General features: G+C 49.7%; 24 protein-coding genes. 17 read left to right on the forward strand and 7 right to left on the reverse strand.

Features of this window, described 5'->3' with window-relative positions; translation table 11 throughout:
- Nucleotides 1–39: 39 nt before the first annotated feature.
- From BUC30_RS01395 to argS, 4 genes are all read left to right on the forward strand, one after another.
- Nucleotides 40–627, forward strand: a complete 588-nt coding sequence (locus BUC30_RS01395; RefSeq protein ID WP_073423189.1) for a hypothetical protein — start codon at nucleotides 40–42, stop codon at nucleotides 625–627.
- A gap of 74 nt (nucleotides 628–701) precedes the next feature.
- On the forward strand, nucleotides 702–1,151 hold the full coding sequence (locus BUC30_RS01400) for a LytR C-terminal domain-containing protein (protein WP_073423190.1): 450 nt from the start codon (nucleotides 702–704) through the stop codon (nucleotides 1,149–1,151).
- Nucleotides 1,135–1,554, forward strand: coding sequence for a ribosome silencing factor (gene rsfS / locus BUC30_RS01405; protein WP_012820303.1), 420 nt, complete (start codon nucleotides 1,135–1,137; stop codon nucleotides 1,552–1,554). The genes BUC30_RS01400 and rsfS overlap by 17 nt, the downstream gene beginning before the upstream one ends.
- Nucleotides 1,541–3,253, forward strand: a complete 1,713-nt coding sequence (gene argS, locus BUC30_RS01410) for an arginine--tRNA ligase (RefSeq protein WP_073423191.1) — start codon at nucleotides 1,541–1,543, stop codon at nucleotides 3,251–3,253. Before rsfS ends, argS begins: the two co-directional genes overlap by 14 nt.
- 90 nt (nucleotides 3,254–3,343) lie before the next feature.
- On the opposite strand, the gene BUC30_RS01415 is transcribed toward argS, so the two are convergent.
- Nucleotides 3,344–4,465 (reverse strand): fibrobacter succinogenes major paralogous domain-containing protein, encoded by a 1,122-nt coding sequence (locus tag BUC30_RS01415; protein WP_073423192.1) that lies wholly within the window; start codon nucleotides 4,463–4,465, stop codon nucleotides 3,344–3,346.
- Between the two features lie 106 nt (nucleotides 4,466–4,571).
- Between BUC30_RS01415 and purU the strand changes: the two genes are divergently transcribed.
- The 11 genes from purU to fusA all read left to right on the forward strand — a co-directional run bounded on the left by purU (nucleotide 4,572) and on the right by fusA (nucleotide 14,870).
- Nucleotides 4,572–5,411 carry a formyltetrahydrofolate deformylase gene (gene purU / locus BUC30_RS01420; protein WP_233138457.1) on the forward strand — a complete coding sequence of 280 codons (840 nt, stop codon included), beginning with the start codon at nucleotides 4,572–4,574 and terminating at the stop codon, nucleotides 5,409–5,411.
- A 9-nt stretch (nucleotides 5,412–5,420) separates the two neighbouring features.
- On the forward strand, nucleotides 5,421–6,044 hold the full coding sequence (locus BUC30_RS01425; RefSeq protein WP_073423193.1) for a hypothetical protein: 624 nt from the start codon (nucleotides 5,421–5,423) through the stop codon (nucleotides 6,042–6,044).
- A gap of 9 nt (nucleotides 6,045–6,053) precedes the next feature.
- Nucleotides 6,054–6,725, forward strand: a complete 672-nt coding sequence (gene pyrE / locus BUC30_RS01430; RefSeq protein WP_073423194.1) for an orotate phosphoribosyltransferase — start codon at nucleotides 6,054–6,056, stop codon at nucleotides 6,723–6,725.
- Between the two features lie 27 nt (nucleotides 6,726–6,752).
- The gene (locus BUC30_RS01435) at nucleotides 6,753–7,448 is read left to right on the forward strand and encodes a hypothetical protein (RefSeq protein ID WP_073423195.1); all 696 of its coding nucleotides are present in this window, start codon (nucleotides 6,753–6,755) and stop codon (nucleotides 7,446–7,448) included.
- Nucleotides 7,445–8,701, forward strand: coding sequence for a hypothetical protein (locus BUC30_RS01440; RefSeq protein WP_073423196.1), 1,257 nt, complete (start codon nucleotides 7,445–7,447; stop codon nucleotides 8,699–8,701). The genes BUC30_RS01435 and BUC30_RS01440 overlap by 4 nt, the downstream gene beginning before the upstream one ends.
- A gap of 147 nt (nucleotides 8,702–8,848) precedes the next feature.
- A complete protein-coding gene (locus BUC30_RS01445; RefSeq protein ID WP_073423197.1) occupies nucleotides 8,849–10,240 on the forward strand; it encodes a DEAD/DEAH box helicase in 1,392 nt (463 codons plus the stop codon).
- A gap of 40 nt (nucleotides 10,241–10,280) precedes the next feature.
- The gene (map, locus tag BUC30_RS01450; RefSeq protein WP_012820312.1) at nucleotides 10,281–11,042 is read left to right on the forward strand and encodes a type I methionyl aminopeptidase; all 762 of its coding nucleotides are present in this window, start codon (nucleotides 10,281–10,283) and stop codon (nucleotides 11,040–11,042) included.
- Between the two features lie 128 nt (nucleotides 11,043–11,170).
- Nucleotides 11,171–11,506, forward strand: coding sequence for a hypothetical protein (locus tag BUC30_RS01455; protein WP_073423198.1), 336 nt, complete (start codon nucleotides 11,171–11,173; stop codon nucleotides 11,504–11,506).
- A gap of 20 nt (nucleotides 11,507–11,526) precedes the next feature.
- Nucleotides 11,527–11,814 carry a hypothetical protein gene (locus tag BUC30_RS01460; RefSeq protein ID WP_073423199.1) on the forward strand — a complete coding sequence of 96 codons (288 nt, stop codon included), beginning with the start codon at nucleotides 11,527–11,529 and terminating at the stop codon, nucleotides 11,812–11,814.
- 17 nt (nucleotides 11,815–11,831) lie between these two features.
- On the forward strand, nucleotides 11,832–12,548 hold the full coding sequence (locus BUC30_RS01465; RefSeq protein WP_073423200.1) for an EcsC family protein: 717 nt from the start codon (nucleotides 11,832–11,834) through the stop codon (nucleotides 12,546–12,548).
- Nucleotides 12,549–12,740: 192 nt separating this feature from the next.
- A complete protein-coding gene (gene fusA / locus BUC30_RS01470; RefSeq protein WP_073423201.1) occupies nucleotides 12,741–14,870 on the forward strand; it encodes an elongation factor G in 2,130 nt (709 codons plus the stop codon).
- Between the two features lie 321 nt (nucleotides 14,871–15,191).
- Here fusA and mazG read toward each other — a convergent pair whose 3' ends face one another.
- Nucleotides 15,192–15,989 (reverse strand): nucleoside triphosphate pyrophosphohydrolase, encoded by a 798-nt coding sequence (gene mazG / locus BUC30_RS01475; RefSeq protein WP_073423202.1) that lies wholly within the window; start codon nucleotides 15,987–15,989, stop codon nucleotides 15,192–15,194.
- A 172-nt stretch (nucleotides 15,990–16,161) separates the two neighbouring features.
- On the opposite strand from mazG, the gene BUC30_RS01480 reads away from it, so the two are divergent.
- Entirely contained in the window at nucleotides 16,162–17,034 is an 873-nt protein-coding gene (locus BUC30_RS01480) for a DNA-processing protein DprA (RefSeq protein WP_073423203.1), read from the forward strand.
- Between the two features lie 36 nt (nucleotides 17,035–17,070).
- Nucleotides 17,071–17,316 (forward strand): FtsB family cell division protein, encoded by a 246-nt coding sequence (locus tag BUC30_RS01485; RefSeq protein WP_244536429.1) that lies wholly within the window; start codon nucleotides 17,071–17,073, stop codon nucleotides 17,314–17,316.
- 11 nt (nucleotides 17,317–17,327) lie between these two features.
- Here the strand turns inward: BUC30_RS01485 and BUC30_RS01490 are convergent, their stop codons facing one another.
- The 5 genes from BUC30_RS01490 to BUC30_RS01510 all read right to left on the reverse strand — a co-directional run bounded on the left by BUC30_RS01490 (nucleotide 17,328) and on the right by BUC30_RS01510 (nucleotide 26,825).
- A complete protein-coding gene (locus tag BUC30_RS01490; RefSeq protein WP_073423205.1) occupies nucleotides 17,328–20,384 on the reverse strand; it encodes an efflux RND transporter permease subunit in 3,057 nt (1,018 codons plus the stop codon).
- Nucleotides 20,384–21,475, reverse strand: a complete 1,092-nt coding sequence (locus BUC30_RS01495; protein ID WP_073423206.1) for an efflux RND transporter periplasmic adaptor subunit — start codon at nucleotides 21,473–21,475, stop codon at nucleotides 20,384–20,386. The genes BUC30_RS01490 and BUC30_RS01495 overlap by 1 nt, the downstream gene beginning before the upstream one ends.
- Before the next feature lie 174 nt (nucleotides 21,476–21,649).
- A complete protein-coding gene (locus tag BUC30_RS01500) occupies nucleotides 21,650–22,357 on the reverse strand; it encodes a hypothetical protein (protein ID WP_073423207.1) in 708 nt (235 codons plus the stop codon).
- On the reverse strand, nucleotides 22,357–23,883 hold the full coding sequence (locus BUC30_RS01505) for a hypothetical protein (RefSeq protein ID WP_073423208.1): 1,527 nt from the start codon (nucleotides 23,881–23,883) through the stop codon (nucleotides 22,357–22,359). Before BUC30_RS01505 ends, BUC30_RS01500 begins: the two co-directional genes overlap by 1 nt.
- Before the next feature lie 89 nt (nucleotides 23,884–23,972).
- Nucleotides 23,973–26,825: an MBG domain-containing protein gene (locus tag BUC30_RS01510; protein WP_073423209.1), complete on the reverse strand. Its 2,853-nt coding sequence runs from the start codon at nucleotides 26,823–26,825 to the stop codon at nucleotides 23,973–23,975.
- Between the last annotated feature and the right edge of the window lie 45 nt (nucleotides 26,826–26,870).

Here is a 26,870-nt window from a genome sequence, read left to right on the forward strand (position 1 = left end):
TGCTACTCTCGCCTTGCACACTTTTGTATATTCGGTTTTATGAAACAAATTATTTTATCTGCTCTTTGCATATCAACGTTTGCCTTTGCAAACGTAACCACAAACATCGAACCATCCGAAATGGCATCCCAAGTCATTGCCGAAACATCAGTATCCAAAAGCAATGAAGCCGATGCCAATTACGAATTTCGAAACGATGGCATCCCCTGGAACCGCGAATTTGATTCCGACCGCATGGTCCGTCACCAAACATTCGACCCGGCATTAAAAGTCGCATACACCTATTCACTCAATTTCGTTGCAGGAAGTTTCGGTTCATTCGCAAACCAAAGCTTTATGGGGCATTTTGCCTACGAGTTCACACCGAATCTTCACTTATACGCAAATATTGGTCTCTGGATGCCAATTTACGCAAACATTAGCAACGGTTCGCGCATTGCAAGAGAGGACTTACGCCAAGGCAATGTTAATGTGTTGATTCCAGATGTTTCTTTGGAATACAAGCCTAGCGAAAACACATTAATAAGAGTTTCCTACGTCAATGAACGAGACGCCCTGAAAGCCTACGGTCCACACCGTTTCTTCCACAACGAATGTTCTAGCCGAAGTTCCATCCTCTGCCAGTAAGCACATCTATTCTATGTTGTCACCCCGGATTTATTTCGGGGTCTTTTTTATTTTTCTAAATTTTATAGCAAAGAATGTTCCGCAACTATTCAAAAACGCTCCACCTAAACTTTGCCGTAGGAGTTTCTTCGGCTGTTCTAGCCGCATTCCTCTTTGCAGGCTGTGAAGAAGAAAAGCCGGCTCCTGTTGTTCGCGAAGTCCGCAGCATCAAGGGCGAAGTCGAAGTGCTGAACAGTTGCAGCATGAAGGGCGCAGCCACAAAAATGCAGGCGTTTTTGCGCAACAACGGATTTGATGTCGTCCACATCGAAAACGAACGACTCCAGAACTACGAAGAAACGGTCATCGTGCTCAGAAACCCGGAATGGGAAGGAGCTCAGGCTCTCGCCGCCACCTTAAAGACCAAAAACGTCCTTGTTTTGCTCAACAAGAACGCGACTGTCGATGCCGTCGTACACACCGGAAGAGATTTTCAACAAATAATAGAACCCGATCAGGGAGAACAAAATGACAGCAACAAATAACCAAGATTTTTCTGAAACCGTTAAGCTTGGTGCAGGTATCCTTTTTGAACTTCGCGCCCAAAACGTGCAGCTCATCGACCTCCGCGGCGTAAAAAACGAAGCGGACTACTTCCTCATCGCCACTTGCGAAAGTGAAGCTCAGATGCAGGCAATCTTGAATGAACTGACCAAGGAATTCAAGGCTCGCAAGCTCCACTATGTCGGCGTTGAATACAAGGAAGGTGTGCGTTGGGCCATCTTCGATGCTGGTCTTGACCTGATGGTTCACCTCTTCGAAGAAGAAAAGAGAAACGAAATTTCCTTCGACCGCCTCTATGCAGACGGCAAACTCATGAACCTCGATGAACATGACTTCATCCGCGAAGACGCTAAGAAGTCTGGAGACGACAATGAACTCATTTAATGCAGAAATCGCAAAGGCACTTGCAGCAACTGGAGCTTTTGACGAAGAAGCCGCATTGAAACTTATTTCCGTACCGCCTGATACAAGTCACGGAAACTACACCATTCCTTGCTTTTCTCTCGCAAAGACTCTGCGCAAGGCACCGAAGCTCATTGCCGAAGATTTAGCAGCCAAGGTTCAGCTCCCGGCTGGACTTTCTAAAGTTGAAGCCGTGAACGGCTACCTCAACTTCTTCATTGATCGCGGATTCCTCGCCAAGTCTACACTCGACGAAATCGCCGCCAAGGGTTTGGAATACGGCCACGCCGCATCGAATGGCAAGGTTGTCTGCATCGACTACAGCTCCCCGAACATCGGTAAGGAACTCGCCTTCCACCACTTGCGTTCTACAATGATCGGTAACTCGCTTGCCCGCATCTACAAGGCTGCCGGTTACAAGGTCGAACGCATCAACCACTTGGGCGACTGGGGCACAGCATTCGGTAAGCTCATCGTGATGTACCTCCGCGAAAAGCTCCCGACCGACGAAGCCACTTTGAACGCACTTACCGTGAAGGAACTCAACATCCTTTACGCTAGCTTCTCCAAGGCTTCCAAGGAAGAACCCGGTCTCGAAGACGAAGCACGCGCCGCATTCACGAAGCTCGAACAGGGCGACGAATTCTACCGCAAGCTGTGGACCGCATTCCGCGCCGCAACGCTCAAGGAACTCATGCGCATTTACGACATGATGGGCGTTGGCTTTGATCACTACACCGGCGAATCCTTCTTTGAAGACAAGATTCCGGCAGTGCTCGACGAACTCCGCGAAAAGAACTTGTTGGTGAACAGCCAGGAACGCGACGTGGTGATGCTCGACGAATTTGACCTGAACCCGTGCCTTATCCGCAAGAGTGACGGCTCCACGTTGTATGCAACACGCGACCTCGCTGCCGCCATCTACCGCAAGAAAGAATACAACTTTGACAAGTGCCTTTACGTGGTGGACTTGGGACAAGCTCTCCACTTCAAGCAGGTGTTCCATGTGCTCAAGAAGATGGGTCGCGAATGGTACAAGGACATGTACCACATTCCGTTCGGCGTGATTCTCCAGATGGTCGATGGCAAGTGGGAAAAGGGCAAGACCCGTACCGGTACGGCAAGCCTCCTCCGCGATGTGATCGAAGCCGCCCAGAAGAAGATTCTCGAATTCATTGACGAAAAGAATCCGACTCTCGAAAACAAGGAACTCATCGCACGCCAGATCGGTATCAGCGCTCTTACCTTCAACGACCTCAAGAACAGCCGTTTGAAGGACGTCCGCTTTGACTGGGATGCCGTGATGAGCTTCGAAGGCGACACAGGTCCGTATGTGCAGAACGCACACGTCCGTCTTTGCAGCATTATGCGCAAAGCTGGCTACACCGTTCCGGTGGCAGACGTGGATTACGCACAGCTTACCGATGACGCCGCCTACAGCCTCATTAACATTCTCGCCAAGAAGGGCGAAAAGATTCTCGCCGCCGTCAAGGACGATGAACCGAGCGTGCTCGCACAATACGCACTCGAAATTGCCGAAGCCGCACACAAGTTCATCCACGAAGACCGCGTGCTCGGATCCGCCGAAGAAAAGTCCAGACTCTTCCTCGTGCAGTCTACACAGATTGTGCTCGAAAACGTCCTCGACTTGCTCGGCCTCTTCCCGATCCGCCAGATGTAAAATACGCCGCGCCCTCGGCGCGACGCATTTTTTATGCATATAAAAAAAGAGAGCTTTTTAAGCTCTCTTTTTTTGCGCTCTGCGCAAGCCCTAGTTACCGTTGATGCAGCGGACAGAATAACCGTTGTTCTTTGCGGTTGCCGGGACGAGCTGACGAACCATCTGGTCGCTCATACGACCCATAGCCCAGAGCCAAATGGTTTCGTTACGGCCGTTCTGTGCAGACCAGAAACCAGCGTATTCGCCCATATCTTCATAGCGAACCGTAGACTTGCCAAGAAGCTTACGATAGCCCGATGAGAAAATGGTGAAACCGTATTCATCGGTACCGCCACCGCCCTGCCAGCCAGTCGTAGCCTTCATCTTTGTAGCAAAGTTACCGCACTTGTCCACACCATCGTAGCAACCCGTGAGGCCCTTGAGCATATCGGACCATTCGCGGTCACGCGGCAAGTGCCAGCCTTCCGGGCAAGCCTTGCGGGCACCTTCGAGGTCATACAGACGACCGCTACGAGCGCAGTAAGAGTCCTTGTCTTCGTAGCACCAGGAATGTCCTTCGACATTGTAGTTCACGTTCTGAGCAAACCATTCACGACCTTCGACCTTGATGATTCGGTAAACTTGTCCGTCACGCGGGTCCGTGAAAGAAGTGGACTTGTCGCGGATTTCAGCACGATGTTCCTGTTCAGCCACGCGGAAAGCGGAAAGCTGTTCGCGCTTGTACTTCTGACGGCCTTCGAGTTCTGCTACCCAAGCCTTCTGGGCCTGTGGATTCGTAAACTTTATACGCAAGTCATGAACGTTGAACAAGTCGTTGCCACATGCAAAGTCCACACCGGCAATATTAATGATAAGATCTTCATTGCCAAAGTGACGCGGCTTGTCAAAGTAAGAAACCCATGCTTCCATTGTGTTGCGGCAGTTTTCATAGAAGTTCGGATCTTCCACCATCTTTGCCGGAACCGTCATGTTACCAGCAACGGAAAAATCAAACTTGTCATCAAGAATGCGGAACGAGACCGGCTGGATGTTCTTGTAATGAGTGTATTCACCAAAACGGATATCCCCGTCAATCTTGGCGGCGCCATATTCGCCCTGACCTTCAGCGTTAAAAATGGCATCCCACGTTTTAGGTGGAGCGGCAAAAACCTGTACCGCAGACAAAGCGAGTATAGAGCAAAGTCCAAGTTTGAACAATTTAATTCTCTCCATTTTTCAATCCTTTCTATTTCTTACTGTAATGTTAGTTATTTTTTATCTACTTGGAAATAAAATATTTGGTAACATGACCTAAATTTTTTAATATTATGGTATGTCTATGACTCGTTATATTCTCCAGATCCTTTGCCCCGACCAAAAAGGGCTCATTGCCGGCACTACGCAAGTTCTTGCCAAAGCCGGAGCCAACATTATCGACCTCCAGCAACACACCGCCAAGGACATCGAAACGTTTTTCTTACGTGCCGTATTCGATATTGAAGCGGATGGCATTCCCGAAGTCAAAAGACACCTCGAAACCATCGCCCCGCATCTCCAGCTGAACTGGAAATTGTTCGACACCTCCAAGACCGAACGCGTTGCCATTTTTGTTTCCAAGACAGACCACTGCCTTTACGACTTGCTCCTCAAGCGCCGCGATGGCGACCTTCCCTGCGAATTCAGCTGCATCGTGGGTAACCACCCGGACTTGGGTCCTGTCGGTGGCTCCTTCGGCGTGCCGTTCTACTATGTGCCGTCCAACCCGGACAAGACGATTCCCGAAAACCGTTTCCGTGAAATCATCGAAGAAACCAAGACGGATACAATCGTTCTTGCACGCTACATGCAGATCTTGACCGCACAGTTCACAGAAGAATTCAAGTACCGCATCATCAACATCCACCACGGGTTCCTCCCCGCATTCAAGGGAGCAAAGCCCTACCACCAGGCATGGCACAAGGGTGTGAAGATTATCGGTGCAACAGCCCACTTTGCCACAGAAGACCTCGACCAGGGGCCAATCATTTGCCAAGACATCCAGCGCGTTCCCGAGACAGCAAGCATTGATGAACTCGTCGAACTCGGCAAGGACATCGAAAAGCGTACGCTTTCGCAGGCACTCAAGCTTTGGCTTGAACACCGCGTTTTCGTCCACGCAGGCAGAACGTTTATTCTCTAGGAGTTCCCAATGTCCGAAGAAATCAAGAATGAAGCCCCCGCTCAAGAGCCAACAGTTTCCGCAGACAGCGAAGTCAAGACCGAAGCAACAGCCGAAGTCAACCAGACCCGCACCGAGGTAAACTTCGAGGAAAATTCGTCCAACGAAGAACTCGTCAATCCTCTGACCGGCGAAGTCATTTCGCCTAAGAAGAACAAGGAACCCAAATCGAACTCGCCCTACAAGCAGTTCAAACCGGAAACCTACGTCAACCCGATGACCGGTGAAGAAGAACAGACCACAATCGGTTCCCAGGTCATTGTCAAGAAAGACCGCGGACTAGCCTACTACGTTGGCTTTGCTCTTCTTGTTGTCCTGAGCTTCGCATTCTTTTTCTTGCCGGGCATTACCATCACGTTCGCCGTTAGCCGCCTCGTAGACCTGAACACATCCGCCGCTTGGGTATTCAGTTCTATCTTGAGCTTTGGCGTCTGGCTCATATTTAAGCTGAAAATCAAGGGTTTTGAAAAATCCTTCCACAGCTATTTAGTACTTTGCGTCATATGCTTGGTCGCCATGTTTGCGATCCAGTTTATAACCGACTACAACATCATCTCTGAAGTTATAGCGCTCCTCGTCGGAGCTAAAGCCTAGGAATTTGCAATGAACAATACAGATACTTTTGTACACTTTCTCGTAGAATCGGGCGCCCTCAAGTTCGGCAACTTCGTGACCAAGAGCGGTCGCGAGACTCCTTACTTTATCAACACTGGAGAGTTCCGCACAGGCGCATCCCTTTCCAAGCTTGCTGAATTCTACGCTGCAGCATTCATGGTTCACTTTGACGGCAAGGCTCAGAACCTCTACGGTCCGGCATACAAGGGCATTCCCCTTTGCGCAGCAACAGCCATGAAGCTTTCTGACGTGTACGCCCAGAACCTTACTTTTACGTACAACAGAAAAGAAGTCAAGGACCACGGTGAAGGCGGTTCTCTCGTCGGTTACAAGTACACCGAAAAGACAAACGTCGTCATCATCGAAGACGTGATTACCGCAGGTACATCCGTCAACGAAACGATGCAGGCTCTTTCCCAAATCGAAAACGCCAATGTCGTAGGTCTCCTCATTTCTGTGGACCGCAAGGAAAAGCTCGAAAATGGCAAGTCCGCGCTCCAGACTGTTCAAGATGAATACGGCATCGAAGCCCATTCCATCGTGAACATCAATGACATCATCGCATTCCTCGAAAGCGAAGAAAACCGCAAGGCAATCAACGCCCCCGAAGGAATCCTTGACCGCGTCTATGCCTACCGCGAAAAGTGGGGAGCCGTCTAAGGCATATCCTGCAAAACATAAAAGCGAATGACAATCAGAAAGTCGATACTTTCCATTGGATTTGCAATCTGCATGCTCACCGGGTGTGCAGATTCTTATCATTGGACTGCAAGCCACCCCTCGTACCATAAGGCTCCTTATGGCGGTATTGCAGTGACGGGTATCGAAAATGCATTTGTCATCACGCGCTCGAACTGGTTTGCCAAGCGCCTCGAAATCGGCACAGACAGCATCCAAATTAAAGGAACGCTCCACTGCCGCAATACTTTCGAAACCGAGATGCGCAAGGCTTACGGAAACCTCATCGTCCTCCCCGATACAGCGAACACCAAGTTCCCCGAAGAAAGCTTAAAGCTTGATGAACGCATTTTCATCAAGGGGCATATTCCGGAACAAGGCGTTACGCTCAAGGACTCCGCAGGGAATGTCCCTCCCGTAGTCCTTATTCTGCACGAATTCATCATCGGCACGGACTTGAAGCGCGAAAACTTTTTTGACTACGCGCTCATCCACAACGAAAGTGGCAGCATCCGCAAGCCGGACAACGTCAGCGCGATATTCTCGTACACACTCTGGGACAACTTAAAGCAGCGTCCGCTTTTCAGCGCCGTTGACGAATTACAGCAACCCATTACGACGTACAAGCTTTCGAATTTGACAAACCTCATCCAGCTCGCCGTCCAGCAAATCCGCAAGAACCTATACGAAGGAGTTGTCAAATGAAAAAACTCCTTGCCATTATAATGGTCCTTGTCGCATGGGCTAGCGCAGCCGATGTTTACTTTGATTCGCGCTTTACGCTCTGGAAAGACGCCACAATTTACATTTGGACATTGGATGGAAATTCCCCCATCAACGCCAATGAATTTTGTCTTTCGCTCCGCCGCAACAACACTGGCATCGGAGAACCCAAATGCCGCGAACTCGGCGAATGGGAACGCGACACCATCGCCACACGTTATGGATCCTGGCTTTCGAACAACCTTGAAAAAGGTTTACCGTCAAGCTACTTGAGAGCAAGACACCCCGGCATGGCTGCTAAGATCCAGGCTCTCGAAGACAACATCGTCCTCTTCCTTGCACCTCAGGGAAAATTCATTCAAGTTGCCATCTTTGACGAGACAACGCAAGAACCTAAAGCCGCAGGAATCGTAAAAGCAAACAGCGATAAAGTCGCCCTCAGTGACGAAATAGCCTCCACATTCTTTGACAAGCGCACCAAGCGCCGCCTTACCAAGGAAGAACGCCTCAAACAGCAAACCGAACCCGATGACCTTTACAAAGAAGTCCCGAACCTTAAGATTTGGGCAGGTGTTGGAATCGGTTACTCCCAAGCACATTTCCCGCTCACGCCGGACAACTGGACAAGCAGCCACACCAAGAGCCGCGTACGTAATTACCGCATCACCAAAGATTCCGTAAGCCTCTGGAACTTTATCGAAGACGATGACTCATTCCTGAGTCTTTACGCAGGGCTTACCTGGCATGGATTCATCGGTGTCGAACTCATGTACCGCTATTCCAACCGCGATATGAAAACAGACAAATCAGACACAGTCTATCGCGAACTCGACCATTGGAATTTTGGACAGCACGATATTGGTCTCAACGCGCTCTTGTCCATGACCTACCCCATTACACCATGGCTTGACATTACCCCGCTATTCTTCCTCGGGTTCCAATACACATTCTATTCCGAAGACATCGGCTTAAAAAGCGGAGTCAAGTCGCCCTCCAGAGCTTACCAGTACCGCATCAAGTTCGAAGACGTCTACAAAGGCGCATTGCTCGGATTTGGAGGACAGTTCATCTTTAAAAAGCATTACGGCGTAGACATCCGCGCAGGCATTTCGAGCCGCGGCAGGGATATTTACGAAGCACCCTCGCCCGATGCAGGCGCCGCCCCCACAACCATCGGAAAATCGACCATCGATTGCTTTGTAAGCCTCGGGTTTGAATACCACTGGACTCTATAACCCCCTGCTTTTTCACACCTCTCGTCACTCGTCTCTCGTCTATTTTCTAAATTTGCGCCCCTTGGGCGCATTTAGCTCGGCTCGACCATATCAAAACAACAAGTTGTTTTGCCGCGGCGCTCGCCTTTTGCTAAATTTGGCACCACTATGAGTGACGAAATTAAAGAAGAAACGAAAGAAAGAGTAAATCCGTTTTTAACGCCTGTCAAAATTATCGAGCCCAAGAATAAGCTCCCCGATTATACGTTTGATATGCTCCCCGAAGAACAGAAAGCTATTCTCCGGGAACACGGCTGGACCGAACTGATGCCAGTCCAGCGCAAATCCATTCCTTATATGCTCGCTGCCCGCGATATGCTCGTGCAATCGAAGACGGGTTCGGGCAAGACTGGCGCATACGCCCTCCCGCTTTTGCAGGTCATCGTCCGTGACCATCCGTATCCGCAAGCACTTATCCTCGTGCCGACGCGAGAACTCTGCATCCAAGTGCAAGAAGAATTTGAAAAGCTCTCCAAGGGTACGGGAATCAAGTCCGTCGCTATCTTTGGCGGCGTGAACTACGAACCGCAAATCAAGGCTCTCCGTTCTGGCGTACATGTGATTGTCGCTACTCCGGGCCGCCTCATGGACCACATCCAGCGCGGTAATGTAGACTTACTTTCTATCCGCGACCTCGTCCTCGACGAAGCAGACGAAATGCTCTCGATGGGTTTCTACCCCGACATGCAGAAAATCCGCAAGTACTTGCCGAAGGCCATCTCTTGCACAATGTACAGTGCAACAATTCCGCAGACGGTCAAGAGCCTTGCCCGCGAATTCCAGCGCCCGGGTGCCGATTTCCTTTCGCTCAGCTACGACAAGGTCATCGCGAACAACCTCGAACACCGCTACTACACTTGCGACGTGATGGAAAAGGATTCCATGACCATCAAGGTTCTGGAATACTACCATCCCGAAAGCTGCATGATTTTCTGCAACTATAAGCGCGACGTGAGCTACCTCGAACAGGTGCTCTCCGGTTACGGCTTTGAAGTCGGTGCACTCAGTGGCGATGTCGCCCAGAGTCTCCGCGAAAAAACGCTCAACGCCTTCCGCGACAAGAAGCTCAAGATTCTCATCTGCACAGACGTGGCCGCTCGCGGTATCGACGTGGACCACGTAACGCACGTGATTGTCTATGACCACCCCGCTGACCACGAAGTCTATGTGCACCGCAGCGGACGTACCGCCCGTGCAGGCCGCAGCGGTCTCTGCATTTCGCTCATCACACCAGTCGAAGAAATCGACCTCCGCCAGACGGCAGTCGACTTCGGCATCAACTTCATCAAGATGGATCCGCTCACAAATGAAGAAATCGCGAAGAAGGTAAGTGAACGTACACGCGTCCGCCTCGAAGAAGTCCGCAAGCACTTCGGCGGTCAAAAAGCAACTGAACGCATCAGCCGCATGCTCCCGCTCGTAAAAGACCTTGCGAACGGTACCACCGACGACCAGATGCTCCTCGCCTACCTGCTCGACAGATTCGCATGGAAAAAGTAGGCGCATAAAAGAACTTAAATAAAAACAAGAAGACCTAAAAATGGCTAAGATCAAAGTAAAATCCGCAAAAGAAATCGAACTGATCCGCGATGCCGGCGCTCTCGCTGCCGAAACGCTGATCCGTGCGGGCGAAATGTGCAAGCCCGGCGTTTCCACGCTCGAAATCGATGAATTCATCGGCGACTACACTCGCCAGCACAAGGGCATCTCCGCCTGCATGGGCTACCACGGTTACCCGCGCTACGCCTGCATCAGCATCAACGAAGTTGTCTGCCACGGCATCCCGAACGCGAACACCATCCTCAAGGATGGCGACATCGTGAACATCGACATCACCACAATCCTCTCCGGCTACCACGGCGATACCTCCGCCATGTTCTGCGTCGGCAAAGTCTCTGACATTGCCCGCGAACTTGTCGATACCGCCAAGTTCTGCATGGAAGAAGGCATCCGCGCTGCAGGCGAAAGAGGCGCACACTGGAACGACATCGGCTGCGCCATCCAGGACATCGCCGACGAACACGGCTTTAGCGTTGTCGAAGACTACTGCGGTCACGGCATCGGTCGCGGCTTCCACGAAGAACCGACCGTCTACCACTTCCGCAACTACGAACGTTGCCCGTTCATCGAAGTCGGTAACGTCTTTACGGTCGAACCGATGCTCAACGTCGGACGCCCGGGAACAAAGACGCTCTCTGACGGCTGGACAGCTGTGACCCGCGACGGCTCTCTCAGCGCCCAGTGGGAACACACCGTCGTGAAGACCAAGGATGGCATCGACATCCTCACGCTCCCGCGCTAACCCGCTACATTTAATGCAATTCAAAACGCCTCGCGCCGTAAAATGCACGAGGTGTTATTTTTTGCGTTTTTTTCAAAAAAATATATATTACCATCACAATCGCAAACCATAAAACCAACGACTTCATAATGTCTTTACTTAGTAGTGCACGTGATAAAGCCATCGAAATGTTCGTCCAGCGGCTCGACATCATAAAAAGATTTGGCGAAATTTTAAACATCGATATCGAGTCAGAAGAAAACCGGATTAACATCACAATGCTTTTGAAAGGCGAAACGACGCCAACCAAAATTTGTGCGTACTACTGTTTCGAAGACACAGATCAAAACACTCTGATTGTTATAAACAAAATAGAAAGTGAAAGAGTTTTGATTAATGAAATCGCAGCCTTGTGGCTCAAGGGCGCCCCATTCAAACAAGCGCTCCCCAAGGGAACCGGTCTTTTTGCCAAAATGATGTTTTAATCACCCCAGAAGGAGTATTCATGGAAACCCAGCCTCAAAAGAATTTAAACAACGTCTCCTTCAGCGTCAATGCCGAAAAACAGACTATTGACCTTACAGTCATCCCCCATGGCGAGACCACCCCGATTTCGTTCCACATAAACTACAAACTTACTGAAAGAAACGGAGAAACCGAAATTAGCGTTCAAAACGCAGCATCAGATAGGATCTGGGTGAATGAAATCCTCAAAATAGTACTTGAAAAATACAATTCTGAATATAAAATTCCCCAAAACATCGCAGAAATTGTTAAAATGTTCTTGAAATAGGAGAAAGGAGCTTGCCCATGTTAAATTTCAAAGAATTCAAAGACAAAAAGAACGAATCCATCCAGGAAATGTTCAACTCGATTATATTCAACCTGATTACGGATATCCCGGACTCGCTCCTTTGCCCGAACAACGACCCCGACAAACGCGCCGACGTACTGATCAAGCAAGCCGCCCTCAAAGCAGCCACAGTAAGTACCTCGCTCTCTATCCCGGCAGGTTTCACCGGTGTCTTAACCTCCATTCCTGATATAGCAGCAGTTTGGCGTATCCAGGCGCAGCTCGTCTCCGACATCGCCTGCACGTACGGCAAGTTTGCCATGCTCAGCCGTGAAGCGATGGTTTGGTGTTTGTTCCGCCACAGTGCAGCATCGCTCCTACGAGATGTCGCAGTCCGTACTGGCAGCCGCATTGTCGTCCAGAAGCTGTCATTAACAGCCCTCCAGAAACTGCTCCAGAAAATAGGCGTCAAAATATCCGCGAACTTCCTCGGGCGCATCGCCCTTCGAGCCATCCCGGCAATCGGAGCCATCGGTAACGGAGCCTACACATACTTTGATACCACCGAAGTCGGAAAGACCGCCATGGCTTACTTCAAGGCTCTCGAAGGTATCGAAAAGCCGGAGCTTGTCGAAAATTCTATAGACAAAAATCCAGATTCAAACGAACCTTCTATAGAACAAAGCGCGACTGGAGAAAAAGACGCCGAAGCAACTCCCGACGAAAACGTATAAACAAAAATTTTCTCATTTAAGCAAAACGAAGCAGCCATTTTTATGGTTGCTTTTTTGCATTTTAGGCCAATTTTAGCCATTTTACCCCCCTTTTATACTATCAAATGAAAAACCGCCCTTGAGTTCCCCCCAAAATTTTCTATTTTTGGGCGCAACATTCAATAACATCAACTCCATTAGTGGAATAAAAATATGAAAGACATTCAGCTGCACAGAAATATTGGTATTTCTGCTCACATCGACTCCGGTAAGACTACTCTTACCGAACGTATCCTCTACTTCACAAAGCGTATCCACGCTATCCACGAAGTTCGTGGTAAAGACGGCGTCGGTGCCACGATGGACTCCATGGAACTTGAACGCGAACGCGGTATTACGATTCAGTCTGCCGCTACGTTTGCAAACTGGACTCACACCAAGACCGGTGAACGCGACTCCATCAACATCATCGATACCCCGGGGCACGTGGACTTCACGATCGAAGTGGAACGTTCTCTCCGCGTGTTGGACGGTGCTATCCTCGTCCTCACTGGCGTTGAAGGCGTCCAGTCCCAGTCTATTACCGTTGACCGCCAAATGCGCCGTTACCATGTGCCGCGCGTCGTGTTCGTGAACAAGTGCGACCGCTCTGGTGCAAATCCGCTCCGCGTTGCAGTCATGCTCAAGGAAAAGCTCAACCACAAGCCGTGCGTCATGCAGATTCCTATAGGTTTGGAATCCAATCTTAAGGGCGTGGTCGACCTTCTCGAAATGAAGGCATACTACTTCGAAGGCGACAATGGCGACGACATGATCGAAAAGGAAATTCCGGAAGAACTCGTCGACCAGGCTAACGAATACCGCGAAAAGCTCGTTGACTGCTGCGCTGACTACAGCGACGAAGTCATGGAAAAGGCTATGGAAGGCGAATACGGTGTCGATCAGATCGACAAGAACCTCCTCAAGAAGGTCATCCGCGAAGCTACCATCCGTCTCGACATCACTCCGGTGTTCATGGGTTCTGCTCACAAGAACATTGGTGTCCAGAAGCTCCTCGACGGCGTCATCGACTTCCTCCCGTGCCCGACCGACGTTGAAAACAAGGCTCTCGACCTCGACAACAACGAAGCTGAAGTTATCCTCAAGTCCGAAGACAACGCACCGCTCGTCTGCTACGCATTCAAGCTCGTGAACGACCGCTATGGCCAGCTCACCTACGTCCGCGTTTACCAGGGTACCCTCAAGAAGGGCGACATGATCACCAACATGGCAACCGGCAAGAAGGTTTCCGTTGGCCGTCTCGTCCGTATGCACGCTGACGAAATGGTGGACATCACCGAAGCCGGTGCAGGCGACATCGTTGCTCTGTTCGGTATCGACTGCGCATCCGGTACGACATTCACGGATGGCAAGAACCACTACAACATGACTTCTATGCACGTTCCTAACCCGGTTATCGAACTTGTTATTGAAGCCAAGAACCGTGACGACCTCGACAACATGTCCAAGGCCCTCAACCGCTTCACGAAGGAAGACCCGACGTTCCAGGTCGAAGTTGACAAGGAATCTGGTCAGACCATCATCAAGGGTATGGGCGAACTCCACCTTGACGTTTATATCGAACGTATGCGCCGTGAATACAAGTGCGACGTGACGACTGGTGCTCCGCAGGTTGCTTACCGCGAAACCATCACCCGCCCGGCCAAGTTCGACTACACCCACAAGAAGCAGACCGGTGGTTCTGGTCAGTACGCTAAGGTTGTCGGTGAAATGCGTCCGATGCCAGTCGAAGGCGACCAGGAAAAGGTCTACAACTTCGTCAACTCCGTCGTCGGTGGCCGTATTCCGAAGGAATACATCCCGTCTTGCGATAAGGGTTTCCAGAGCTGCATGGAAGCAGGTTCTTTGATCGGCTTCCCGGTTGTCGGTATCGAAATGGAAGTCCAGGATGGTGCATTCCACCCGGTCGACTCCTCTGATATGGCGTTCCAGGTTGCAGCCCGTATGGCCTTCCGCGAAGCTTTCGCTAAGGCTGGCGCTCAGATTCTCGAACCGATCATGAAGGTCGAAATCCAGACCCCGACCGAATTCCAGGGCGGTGTCGTGGGTAACGTTTCCCAGCGTCGTGGTGCAATCACTGGCACTAGCGAAGAACAGGGCATGACCACGATCGATGCAGAAGTTCCGCTTTCCGAAATGTTCGGTTATGCTACGGACCTCCGCTCCATGACCCAGGGTAAGGCAGAATTCACGATGGAATTCTGCAAGTACCTCCCGGTTCCGAAGAACATCCAGGAAGAACTCATCAAGAAGTACGGCGACAAGGTCAAGGCTAGAGCTTAGTCCTAGAACTTCTCGAAAGTTTAAAAGGCCTGCAACGGAAGTTGCAGGTCTTTTGTTTAGGGTTAACACACACACAGTAATTCGCACAAAAGAAGAGTCCCGTAATGCGTTCACGGGACTCTCGTATAAACGTAACACTAGTAAGTTCTACTCCGCGATTCGATTCGGCTTCCCGTCTCAGAACCAGAATTTACTTGTGCCACAAGAATAATATAGCACACGAATCGAAAGCGCGAACAAAATTTCGCGCACTCTTTTAATCCCGCGCGGAACATTCCAACTTGGAGTAGCGGACAATGACTACTGACCAATGACCATTGACTAATGACTAAGCTTCGCTTCTTTCCACAGCTTTTGCAAGCCTTCTAAGCCCACGTCCTTGATTTCCTTGCCCTGTTCCTTGACGCGGCGTTCTACTTCGCGGAAGCGCTTTTCAAACTTGTTGTTCGCGCGTTGCAAGGCGATGTTTGCGTTGAATCCGCAATGGCGAGCCACATTCACGAGACTGAACATGATATCGCCGAATTCATCTTCCAAGCGATCCACATTTGCATTCTCGGGAGAAATCTTTTCCATCTCGGCACGGAATTCCGCAAATTCCTCTTGCGCCTTGTCGAACACGGGAGCAGCCTCGCCCCAGTCAAAACCGACTTTCGCCACACGGCGGATAATATCTTGTGAGCGCGCGAGCGTGGGCATGCTCTTGCTGACTTTGTCCATAATAGACTCGCCCGCATGCTTTAAGTTGTTCTTTTCTTGCGCCTTGATGCGTTCCCAGCGGCGGCTCACGTCATTTGCCGTATCCACTTTTGCATCCCCAAACACATGCGGATGCCTGCGCACCATCTTTTCGCACAAGCCCTGGATCACGTCATCAATCGTAAAGTTGCCCTGTTCCTTGCACACCTGCGAATGGAAAATTACCTGGAACAGCACATCGCCGAGTTCCTCGCACATGTGCTCCTTGTCGCCATCTTGCGCGGCATCGATAAACTCACAGCTTTCTTCAACCAGATATGGCAACAGCGAATGCGTGGTTTGCTGGCGGTCCCACGGGCAGCCATTTTCCGAACGCAGACGAGCCATAATATCGACGAGATCCTTAAACGTGTATTTCATGCGCCCAAAGATAGAAAAGATAAAAGTAAACGCGCACTCTTGTTTTTACTCATCAAATTCAGTAAATTAAGTTACACCTTTATTAGATCCTTACTTATATCGTTTCTTATATCCCTTAATTTTATTTTCACCAAGTACGACACCCCCAAATACATCCGGGGTACGAAACAGTATGGAAACGAAACTCACTCCCGAAAAATATCCACTCGCATTACAAGCATCCAAATATTGTCCGAAACAACTCTTTTGCAAAGGCTCCCTCCCCACAAACGATAAAATCGGCATCGCCATGGTCGGCACACGCCGCCCGTCCGCGTCAGCCGAAGAGCTCTGTATACGGCTCGTCGATTCACTCCGATCCACAAAAGCCGTTGTTATTTCGGGGCTTGCACAGGGCATAGACAGCTTTTGCCACCGCGCCGCCCTCGATGCAGGGATTCCCACAATAGCAGTCCTCGCACAAGGTCTAGAGGCAAAAATCGAGGGGGAACGAGCCTTACTCGCCCAACGAATTTTAGACGCAGGAGGCGCCCTATTAAGCGAATACGAAGGTGATACGCCAGCCTACAAGGGGAACTTCATCGCACGGAACCGCATCATCAGCGGACTCAGCCAATCGACACTCGTGGTCCAGAGCCGTAAAAAAGGAGGCGCCCTCCTCACCGCACAATTTTGCCTAGACGAAGGGAAACAGCTCCTCGCCTGCCCCGGGAACTTTGACTGCGAGCTCTACAGCGGCACAAACGCGCTCCTCGACAGCGGACACGCCAAAGCAGTCTTTATCCCCGAAAGTCTACGAGCAGTCGCCGGGATTCCACGCCTCGAAGGGGCTAAAATCGAGCAATTGACCACGTATGGGGTACAACTCTCCAGCGGGGCACAAAAAGTCTTTGAACGGTTTAACGGGTTCCGCAAAACTTTTTCGGAACTTCAGCAAGAATTTGACTTTAAGGCGCCTGAACTTTTAGCTATATTGACGGAGCTAGAAATATCTGGTCTAGTTTCATCAAAGGACAACTTCCAATTCTATTTTAACGGAGCATAATAGTTGCACATTCGGCTTATTATTGGAATTGCCACCGTGATTACGTTCGCGTTCTTGGTGTTTCATTTGCTGTTCGGCAAGAACAGTATTCCGGAGCAGCGTAGAATTGCGAAAGAAATCCAGCTTTACCAGATGCAAATTGATTCGCTAAGCAAAGTTATCGAACAGCGCGACGAACTCATCCAAAAACTAAAGACCGATTCCCTCTACAAAGAAGAAATTCTCCGCACCCGCTACGGCATGAGCCGTGAAGGCGAGAAAGTGTTTCAGCTGGTGAAGTAGCGGCGTTGCCGCTACGCCATCTTGCTTGCGTCAGTGCGGGTACCTTCGACCTTTCCGGCGAAGAAGCTATAGGCGGCAGGCACAATAAAGAGCGTCATGAACGTCGCAAACGTGAGACCGCCAACAATCGCAACACCCATTGCAATGCGGCTCGGGGTGCCGGTCAGGATGAGCGGCACTGCGCCCAATACCGTAGAAAGGCTCGTCATGAGGATTGGGCGGAAGCGGCGTTCCGCCGCCATCCGAGCCGCCTCGAGCTTGCTGCAGCCCGTATTCTCGGCAATCTGGTTTGCAAATTCCACAATCAAGATACCGTTCTTCGTCACGAGAGCAATCAACAAGATCAAGGCAATTTCGCTAAAGATGTTGAGCGTCTGACCTGTAACAAACAGGCTTACCAAAGCGCCCGAAAGTGCAAGCGGCACCGTAAAGAAAATCACGAACGGCGCACGGAAGCTTTCGAACTGCCCCGCGAGCACCAAGAACACAAGCGCAAGCGCAAGCAAGAACACCACGTAGAGTCCCGAAGAGCTTTCTTCGAATTCCTTAGACGAACCGCTCAAGGTCGTGCTCACGCTTGGATAATCCTTCAACAACGTCTTTGCAATGCGGCGCATTTCTTCGACGCCATCGCCAATCGTCTTGCCCGGAACAAGACCCGCCTGGATGGTTGCCGCGCTAAAGCGGTTGTAACGCGGGAGTGATGGAGAAGCGGACTGTTCCTTGTACGTAATAAAGTTGTCCAAGCTCACCAGCTCGCCCTTGCCATTCTTGACCGTGAGCATCGAGAGGTTTTCTGGCGTATCGCGGTACTGGTAACCGACAGCGCCAATGATATCGTACTGACGTCCATCTTTGTAGTAATCGCCATAAGTCTGGTCGCTAATCGCAAGTTGCACCGCCTGTGCAATATCGTTCACCGACACACCTTCTTCATTTGCCTTGTCGCGCAAAATTTCGATGTGGAGTTCCGGCTTCGTGAAGCGCAAGTTGCTGTTCACCACGCTAAACACAGGGCTCTTGCTAGCCGCTTCTTCAAATTTCGGAACAAGGTCTCGCAACACTTCGATGTTCGGAGCCTGCAAAACGAACTGCACCGGGAGACCACCGCGCTGCGTACTGATGCTCTGCGGTTCAAACACCATCACGCGCAAATCCGGGTATTCGTTACCGAGCACCTGAATCACACGTGCAATTTCACTCTGCGGACGACGAGCCTTCTTATCGTCATTCAAGAACAAACGCATTCTCGAGTTACCCGCATTCCAAGCACCCGCCTGGAATTCCGTGTATTCATTGGAATCGAGAATCGAAGTCACTTCATCGACAAATTCATCAGCCATGCGCTTGGTGCGCGAGAGGTTCACGCCTTCGGGCATGCTCATATTCACCATAACGGCGTTGGAGTCTTCGGTCGGCGCCATTTCGCTACTCATGTTATTGAAGCAGAAGTACGCCCCAAACAAGAGAACCGCTACAATCGGGAACAACAGCAAACGCCACTTGAGGAATCCGCCCAGCAAACGGGAATACAAAGTGTTCAATCCATCAAAGAACGGTTCCGTCCACTTATAAAAGGCACCTTTTTTCTGGCGTTTCAAGAATTTAGAACAAAGCATCGGCGAAAGCGTCAAAGCGCAAAGCGTCGAGAGGAACACGGTTCCAATCATCACCGCCACAAATTCGCGGAACAAAAGACCCGTCGTACCGCCCAAGGCAAGCACCGGGATAAACACAGCCATCAACACGACTGACGTTGCAATCACCGCAAAAAAGATTTCATTTGTTCCTGCAATTGCCGCCTGTTTCGGCGTCATGCCACTTTCAATCTTGTGATAAATGTTTTCCACAATCACAATAGCATCGTCCACGACAAGTCCAATCGCGAGGACCATCGCCAAAAGCGTAAGCACGTTGATACTGAACCCGCAAAGGTAAAGCACAAAGAAGCTACCAATCACAGATACAGGCACTACGACCATCGGGATAAACGTTGTACGGCCTTCGCGGAGGAACGCAAAGATAATCGCAATCACGAGAATAAACGCAATAAAGATGGTTTCCACCACTTCCTTGATGGACGCGCGAATGTTAATCGAAGTATCGCGACCATAAAGCAGTTCCACGCCTTCCGGGATTTCACGACGGATGTCTTCGACGCGTTTGTAGAATTCGTTTGCAATTTCGACATGGTTACTGCCCGGCTGCGCCATGAGTGCAAGCGTAATGGAATTCTTGCCGTTACGTCTAAAACCGGTACGCGTATCTTTCGGTTCGTAATGGATATCCGCGACATCAGAAATGCGGATTACAGTTCCATCCTCAGCCGTTCTCACCGCAATGTTGCCAAACGATTTCGGATCGATAACTCGGCCAAGCGTACGGATTGAAAGAGTCGTTTCAGTACCTTCAATAGAACCAGACGGGAGTTCCAAGTTACCTTGTTTCAAGGCAGCAGCCATCTGCGCTCCCGAGACGCCAAGCGCCTGCATACGCACCGGGTCAATCCACAAACGCACAACCGGGCGTTTTTCACCCCAGATTGCCACTTCCGAAACACCGTTAATCGTCTGCAAGCGTTCCTTCACGTGGTTGTTCGCAATTTCTGAAACTTCCATCGGGTCGAATTTGTCGCTCACAAGGCTCACCATCAAAATCGGGTCGCTATCGCTATCGGACTTGTAGACCGTCGGTTCATCAACATCATCCGGCAAACGGCGACGCACACGGCTCACGCGGTCGCGAATTTCGTTCGCAGCCGCTTCCAAGTCCATACCCGTTTCAAATTCAATGCTGATGTAAGAGAAACCATCACGGCTCGTCGACGTCAAAGCCTTGATACCAGACGCGCTGTTAATGGAGGCTTCCAAGATTTCAGTGACTTCCGCTTCGACCACGGCCGCGTTTGCGCCCGGGTAAGAGGTACGCACCTGAATCAACGGATAGTCGACGTTCGGGTATTCACGAATGCCAAGAGAGCTGAGCCCAAAAAAACCGAGCAACAGGATGACAAGCGCCATCACAGTCATGAGGACTGGGCGACGGACGGAGAGCTGGCTTACGCTCATTACTCTACCTCGTAATTAATCGAATGGCGGAGTCCCTTAATCTTGACATCGGCACCCGGGCGGAGGCTCACAATGCCAGAAACAATCACCGTATCGCCAACATCAAGGCCCGAAAGCACCTGCACAGACATCGGCGTGCGAAGTCCTGTCGTGATATGCTTGATCTTAGCCTTGCCGCCCTGGCTCACAAACACGTAAGCGCCTTCCCTGTCGAGAATCATCGCTTCGGACGGGATCGTAAAGCTCTGCACGTTGCTAGCTTCCATAGCGACATTCACGCTTACGAAGCTACCTGCAATAAGTTCGCCCTTCGCATTATCGACATCGACCATCACGCGGCGAGTGCGACTGCTTTCAGAAATCACGGCATCGAGCGCAGAGACAACACCGAACTTTTCAACGTTGCGTTCAGAGTCCTTGAGAGAAATCTTGTCGCCCACCTTGATGACAGACGCATAGCGCTGCGGGAGCGAGAACTTTGCCTTGAGGCGGTCCACTTCGCTGAGTTCTGCAATTGGCGTACCGGAGTTGAGCCAGGCGCCCACGGACACATCGACAAAACCCAGCTTGCCGCTAAACGGCGCACGGACTTCTGTCTTTGCAAGTTGCGCCTGGATGAGTTCTACGCTAGCCTGAGCAGACTTGAGAGAAGCTTCTGCCGATTCCAAATCCTGCTTGGTCGCCCCGTTCTTTTCAAAAAGACCGCGTACACGCTGTTCCTTTTGCTCGGCAAGCATCTTGTTCGACTGCGCCTGCTTGAGCTGCGCACGGAGTTCAGAATCGTCAATCTTTGCAAGGAGTGTACCCTTCTTGACTATTGCACCATCTTTAGCCTTGAGGCTTACCAGCCGGCCAGAAGTTGCCGCCGAAAGCGAAACGCTGTTCTTCGGCACGAGAGTCGCCATCGTCTGGAAGTTCTTGCCCTGTGACCCAAGCTCTGCCACATAACCTTCGACATTCAGCACTCTCTGAGCACCACCCTTTTTGCCGCCATTGCCTTTGCCAGCAGGAGCGCCCTTGGCGGAATCGTCTTTACTACCACAAGCCACAAGAAGAAGAGAAGAGAGTGCTATTAAAAGAAGGTGTTTCATATTTTAGTTAGAAGTAGGAAGTAAACAATAAGAAGTAGTTTGATTTTATTCCGTCATTCTGACACCGAAGGTGGAAGAATCCAGGGCTTTTCAATTTCGAATTTTTAGATGCGTGATACAGTTAAAAAGTTGCATAAAAAAGGACATTCCCGCACTGAGGCGGGAATGACAAATTTAAAATTTTACGTTCATCAAAAGCGCGCCGCCGTCTTGATAAAATTCCGGTTCAAACTGCACTCGTTCCGAAAAAGACTTGCTCGACGTTGCGCGGTAAACTCGTATAGCATCAAGCATGGAAACGACGCGGTTCAAAATCAGTGCACCCACGGAAACCTGGAACACAATGCGGCTCACGCGGTAATGGCGCATGCGACTCTTGAATTCATCGATATGCTCCGTAGTTTCCGGATTGTCAGAACTGCCCCAGTCCCACTGGACATCGCTTGAAAATTCTTCATCGACTTTTTTGCCCGAACGGATCATCGCCTGGTTGTAATCTTCGTCCATATCCGGAGAGGAGTTCTGTCCAAAAACACCAGAACGGCTGCGATAAGAACCCACCGTATTCAAGAGAGAGACACTCTTGTTGCCCGTAAATCCGGCATGGCGAACGGCATAATTATGCGCAGACGTCACATAGCGGTCGCCCACGACATAGGAACCAATTGCAGCCACCCACAAAGCAAGGTCAGTCCACACAAACGGGCGAACCATCTTTTTTTCGTTTAGGTATAGCTCGCCCATACCCGGTAAAAGTGCCGAAGCGCCGACAGCAAGGAATACGTTCTTATCACGATTCTTATAGACGTCGGCATCGACGCTTACCACAGTCTGCGAAAAAGCGGCGACTGACGCAAGCAGTATGGCAAGAATTATACGCATTAGAATCCCCAATTTGCACGAACAGACCAGCCAAAGGAATCAGTCAACGAAAGACCGCTATCGAAGCGCAGATGATCGTACCAGGAAAGGTCTTCTTCGTAGAGGACTTTGTTATGGGCATTAGCGGTAAATGCGGCATCCACAGCAGAAATGATATGGTTCAGAATCAAGCCGCCGATAAACCACGCCTGCGTGTCGGCAAAGTCATTGGCCTTGTTACGCATAGAACGATACGTATTCAAATTCTCGGATTCGCCAAGAACTACAGTCTCGGAGTTCGGGTCTTCGAGATTGAGATTGATTGCCTGAGCTTCTTTTTGAACATCATCCCAGCCACGGACATACGCCCCTTCCGAAATCAACTGGAACACTTCGGATTCATTATTGAAGGAACGTCCAAAGTTAGCCATTTCAACGCCCAGATTCGTCACCTTCTTGTTATCCGGTTTCGGGAATTTGCTCAAGTGCTGAGCATCATCCTTAAACAGAGCGTCATCCTGATAGCAACCGCCATAATTTGCGTTTCCATAAATCGCTTCGCAGAACGATTTGCGGGAACCCATATAACGCCTATTAAATTCATCACCATAAAGGTCAGCATCCGCATTGTAAAGATCATGCATGACGCTTTCGTACAAGCCTATAGAATAATGTTCCTTAGCAAATTTCTTGTACTTGTCCACCTGCTTGTTATACTTGTAGACTGAGAAGTAACCCCAGCTGCTCCACAAAATCACTTCCAAAGCCATGTAAGCGCCACCGCGGACATAAGTCGCCGTCGTACCGCCAACATACAACTGGCCTGCACCAGGAAGCAAAAGCGAGAGGAACAAAGCCTTGCGCGGATTCTTGTAACGGCCCTTCATTTCATCAATGCCATTGACCTTGGAAACTTTGACCGGTCCCAAAAGGTCACGACGGCTTATGCTATTGGAAGATGCGGCAACAGAACTGCTACTGACATTCGTAAGGCCTGCAGCCTGAGCCTGCGCAAGAGAATCAGCACGTCTCGAAGAATCGGCTTGGGCACGAATCCTTTCGGCTTCTGCAATAGCGGCTTCGCGCATCAGCGAGTCACGAGCGGCAGAATCCAACACCGACGTATCCGTAATCGCCACTGCAGGAGCAATATCTGCAGCTGAAGAACTCGATTCTATAGGAGCAACCGATGGCGAACTGATTGCTGCGGAACTTGCAGGCTCGCTAACAGCCACAGAAGAAGAGCTTACCACCACCGAGGAGCTCGAAAGCGGTACAGCCGACGAGCTAGACACAGCCTTACTGCTGGAGGACTTCGCCTTGGACTTTTTAGAAGCAGAACTCGCCGGAGCCTTAGCAGAAGAACTTACCGGAGCAACCGCAGCAGAGCTTGCGGGGGTTGCCGGGGTCTTCACTTCGGGTGTCGCCTGCGTTGCCGGGGCGGCAGCTTCTTCTTCGAATTCAGCGAAAAGGTCTCGTACCTGGGCAAAAGAAACCTGGGCTAGAGAGAGACCAAGAAACAAGGGTAAAAGAGCAAACTTGCGCATATATCTCTAAAATAGCAAAAAATGTTGTCAAAACAAAAAGCCTCGGACATAAATCCGAGGCTTTATTTGTCAAAATTTCGAGTTAAAGGCTACTTGACACGAATTCGCGCAGCAGAAGAGCCAACTCGCACCATGTAAACACCAGCATTCGTCACAGGGATTTCAAAATTAGCAGCATCGACAACGCCCGAGCGAACAACTCTACCCTTCATATCGTGGACAGAATAACGTTCGCCCACCTTGGAACCGCTTACCTGAATACGGCGATTCATGGAAGAAAGCCTAAACGTTTTGACGCCCTTTACAGCAGCCAATGAGATTTCCGGTCCCTTATCGTCGATAACGAGGTTACCGTCAATAGAAAGAACAAAGCTCACATACTGGAAGTTTGGCGAAACATTGACAAAGTCAGCAACGTCAAGTCCCATGGGGTAAATGCTCATTTCTGTTCCAGATACTGTCGGTTCGCCCTTGTAAGCGACAAAGTCCTTAGAATACGTATATTCTGCAGACAGCGTACAATCAAGAGACGGAATAAGGGCGACATCAAACTTCTTGTCTACGGTAATTTCTTCACCCGTATACTTCATGACGACATCTTCACCGAAAATGGCAACCGTAATCTTATTCGGGTACGGCAAAATCGTGAAGTTGCCCTGTCTAATCTTTACCTTGTAATTTGCACTCGGTTCAGAAGCAAACGTTGCAGAAATACGGTACGTGGAATCTTCACCATCGACATCCTTAAGCACGTTTTCACCCGCTTCACGAGCAAGAGTCAGCACAGGCAATTCGTCACCTTCGATAAGGCCCGTAACTTCGTACAAGAACGAAGCCGGATCCGGATCACCATAAACCTTCTGGGCATCGGCAATCTTAACCGTCACAACCTTTTGTTGCACCGTAAGAGAATTCGTTTCATAGCTACTTACAACATAATTTCCATTTGTCGGGCTCTGGGCATCAAATGTAAGCGGATAATCACCAGCATCGAGGAGTCCGGTCTTATCAAGCGAAACATGGATGTTGTCCAGTTCGTCACCTTCCAAAAGGCTATCGGCAACCCACTTGAACTCCGTCGGCGTTGCATCGCCATAAGTAATCGTATCTGCCAAAGCCGTAACCACCAAGGATCTCGGCTTCACAAGCAAGACACCATCCGTGATGTTGAACGTCACATTAGGATAGTTAACGGAAGTATTCTTGAAGTTCGAGGCAGAAAGACCCATCAAGTATTTGCCAGCATCGGTTCCAGAAACAACAGAATCACCGGTATACTTGACATACGAGAGGGAGTACACTTCGCTATTGGAGGTAATGTCAAAGCCCTGGACGATTCGTTCCTTGCCATTGTATTCCACCGTATCAGTATGTCCCTTAATCGTAACGACAATCTTATCTTCATTTGCGGTAATTCCAAACGAACCATCAATGGTGGTAACGATGTAATTGGGGTTAGATTCTTCATCCACCGTAGCCGTAATTGTGTACAGACCAGCATCTTCACCCGGTTCACGAGACAGAGCTACATCCTTCAGGACATCTTCAACGCCATCAAAAGTAGCAAGTCCTTCAACTGTGTATTCCAGTTCCGGATCTTTTTCGCCAAACTTCTTAAAGACATCAGTTACAGTCAAAGTAACTTCTTTCTGTTTAATCGTCAAAGTAGAAGGCGTTACAGTCAACGTATAATTGGAATTGGAGCCTTCGGCAAACGAAACAGAGACCTTGTAAGTACCGACATTTTCACCTTCGGCACGAGTAATTATCGGGAGTTCAAGTTCTTCACCTTCGCTCACAAGACCGTCTACATCAAAAGTAAAATCCGGGTCCTTATCGCCATAAGTCTTTTCCGCTTTATTTACAGTTACCTTAGCAGCCTTCGGAGTAACCGTCAAAGTACCACCGGTGGTCGTCACCGCGTAGTTCGGGTTGGAAGCTGCCTTCACGCTTGCCGTGATGTCATATTCGCCAACATTTTCAAGCCCAGTCGAGGAGCACTTTGCACAAGACAGAGTCACACCCGAAAGGACATCCTCGCCGATAAGTCCAGTGACCTTATAAGTAAATTCAGGTGTTGCCTCGCCATAAATTTTAGAGACATCGTCTACAGTAAGCGAAACCGGGGCCTGAGAAATGGTGAATTTACCCGGAGAAGTAGAAACGATATAATCTTCCGTTTCCATGTTTTCTACAGAAACTTCAATATCATAAGAACCAACCTTTTCGCCATCAACTCGAGACGGCAAAATTTCACCAAGCTTGTCGTAATCGGCTTTTTTGATGTTACCTGTAATGACATATTCAAGCTTAGGATCTGTTTCGCCATAAACCTTGTTTGCATCCACGGCAGCGACAACAACCTTAGTCTTTGTAATGGTCAACTTTCCTGTTTTCACAATGATATTGTAATTGGGGAAAAGTTCAAGAAAATTGACTGACGGATCCTTGATAATATCAAAAGTGGATCCCACTTGTTCATCACCATCACTTAAAACCAACTTTATATTCTTTTTAAGATCCTTTTGAAATTTTACCAAAGTATCGGCTTGCAATTCATCTAAAGCACTATTTTCATCGATAGTCCAAGTAAATTCAGGATTTTCAGCTCCTAATTCCTTTTCAGTATCATCAACTAGTATGCGGACACCCTTTGGATAAATTCGAAATGTTTTTGTAACAACAACATCATTGGGTAAAGTTACAGTCACAGAGCCTGCATCAGTACCTGCATTGATGTTCTTACCATAAACAACACTAGCCAAATCGGATTCGGCATATTCATCATCGCCACAAACGACTTTTGTGACGGACGGTTTTATCTGATTACCGGTAAAGGTCAAATCATCATCCGAAATCAAAACTGAGCATTCATCAGCAGCAACAGCATTCGAAAACGCCGCCGAAACGGCAAGAGCAAACATTGCAATCTTTTTAATCATAAACCACTCTCTTTTTAAATTAATCAGACCCAATTATTCAAACCC

This window comes from Fibrobacter sp. UWB7 (genome assembly GCF_900142945.1).
GTDB lineage: Bacteria > Fibrobacterota > Fibrobacteria > Fibrobacterales > Fibrobacteraceae > Fibrobacter.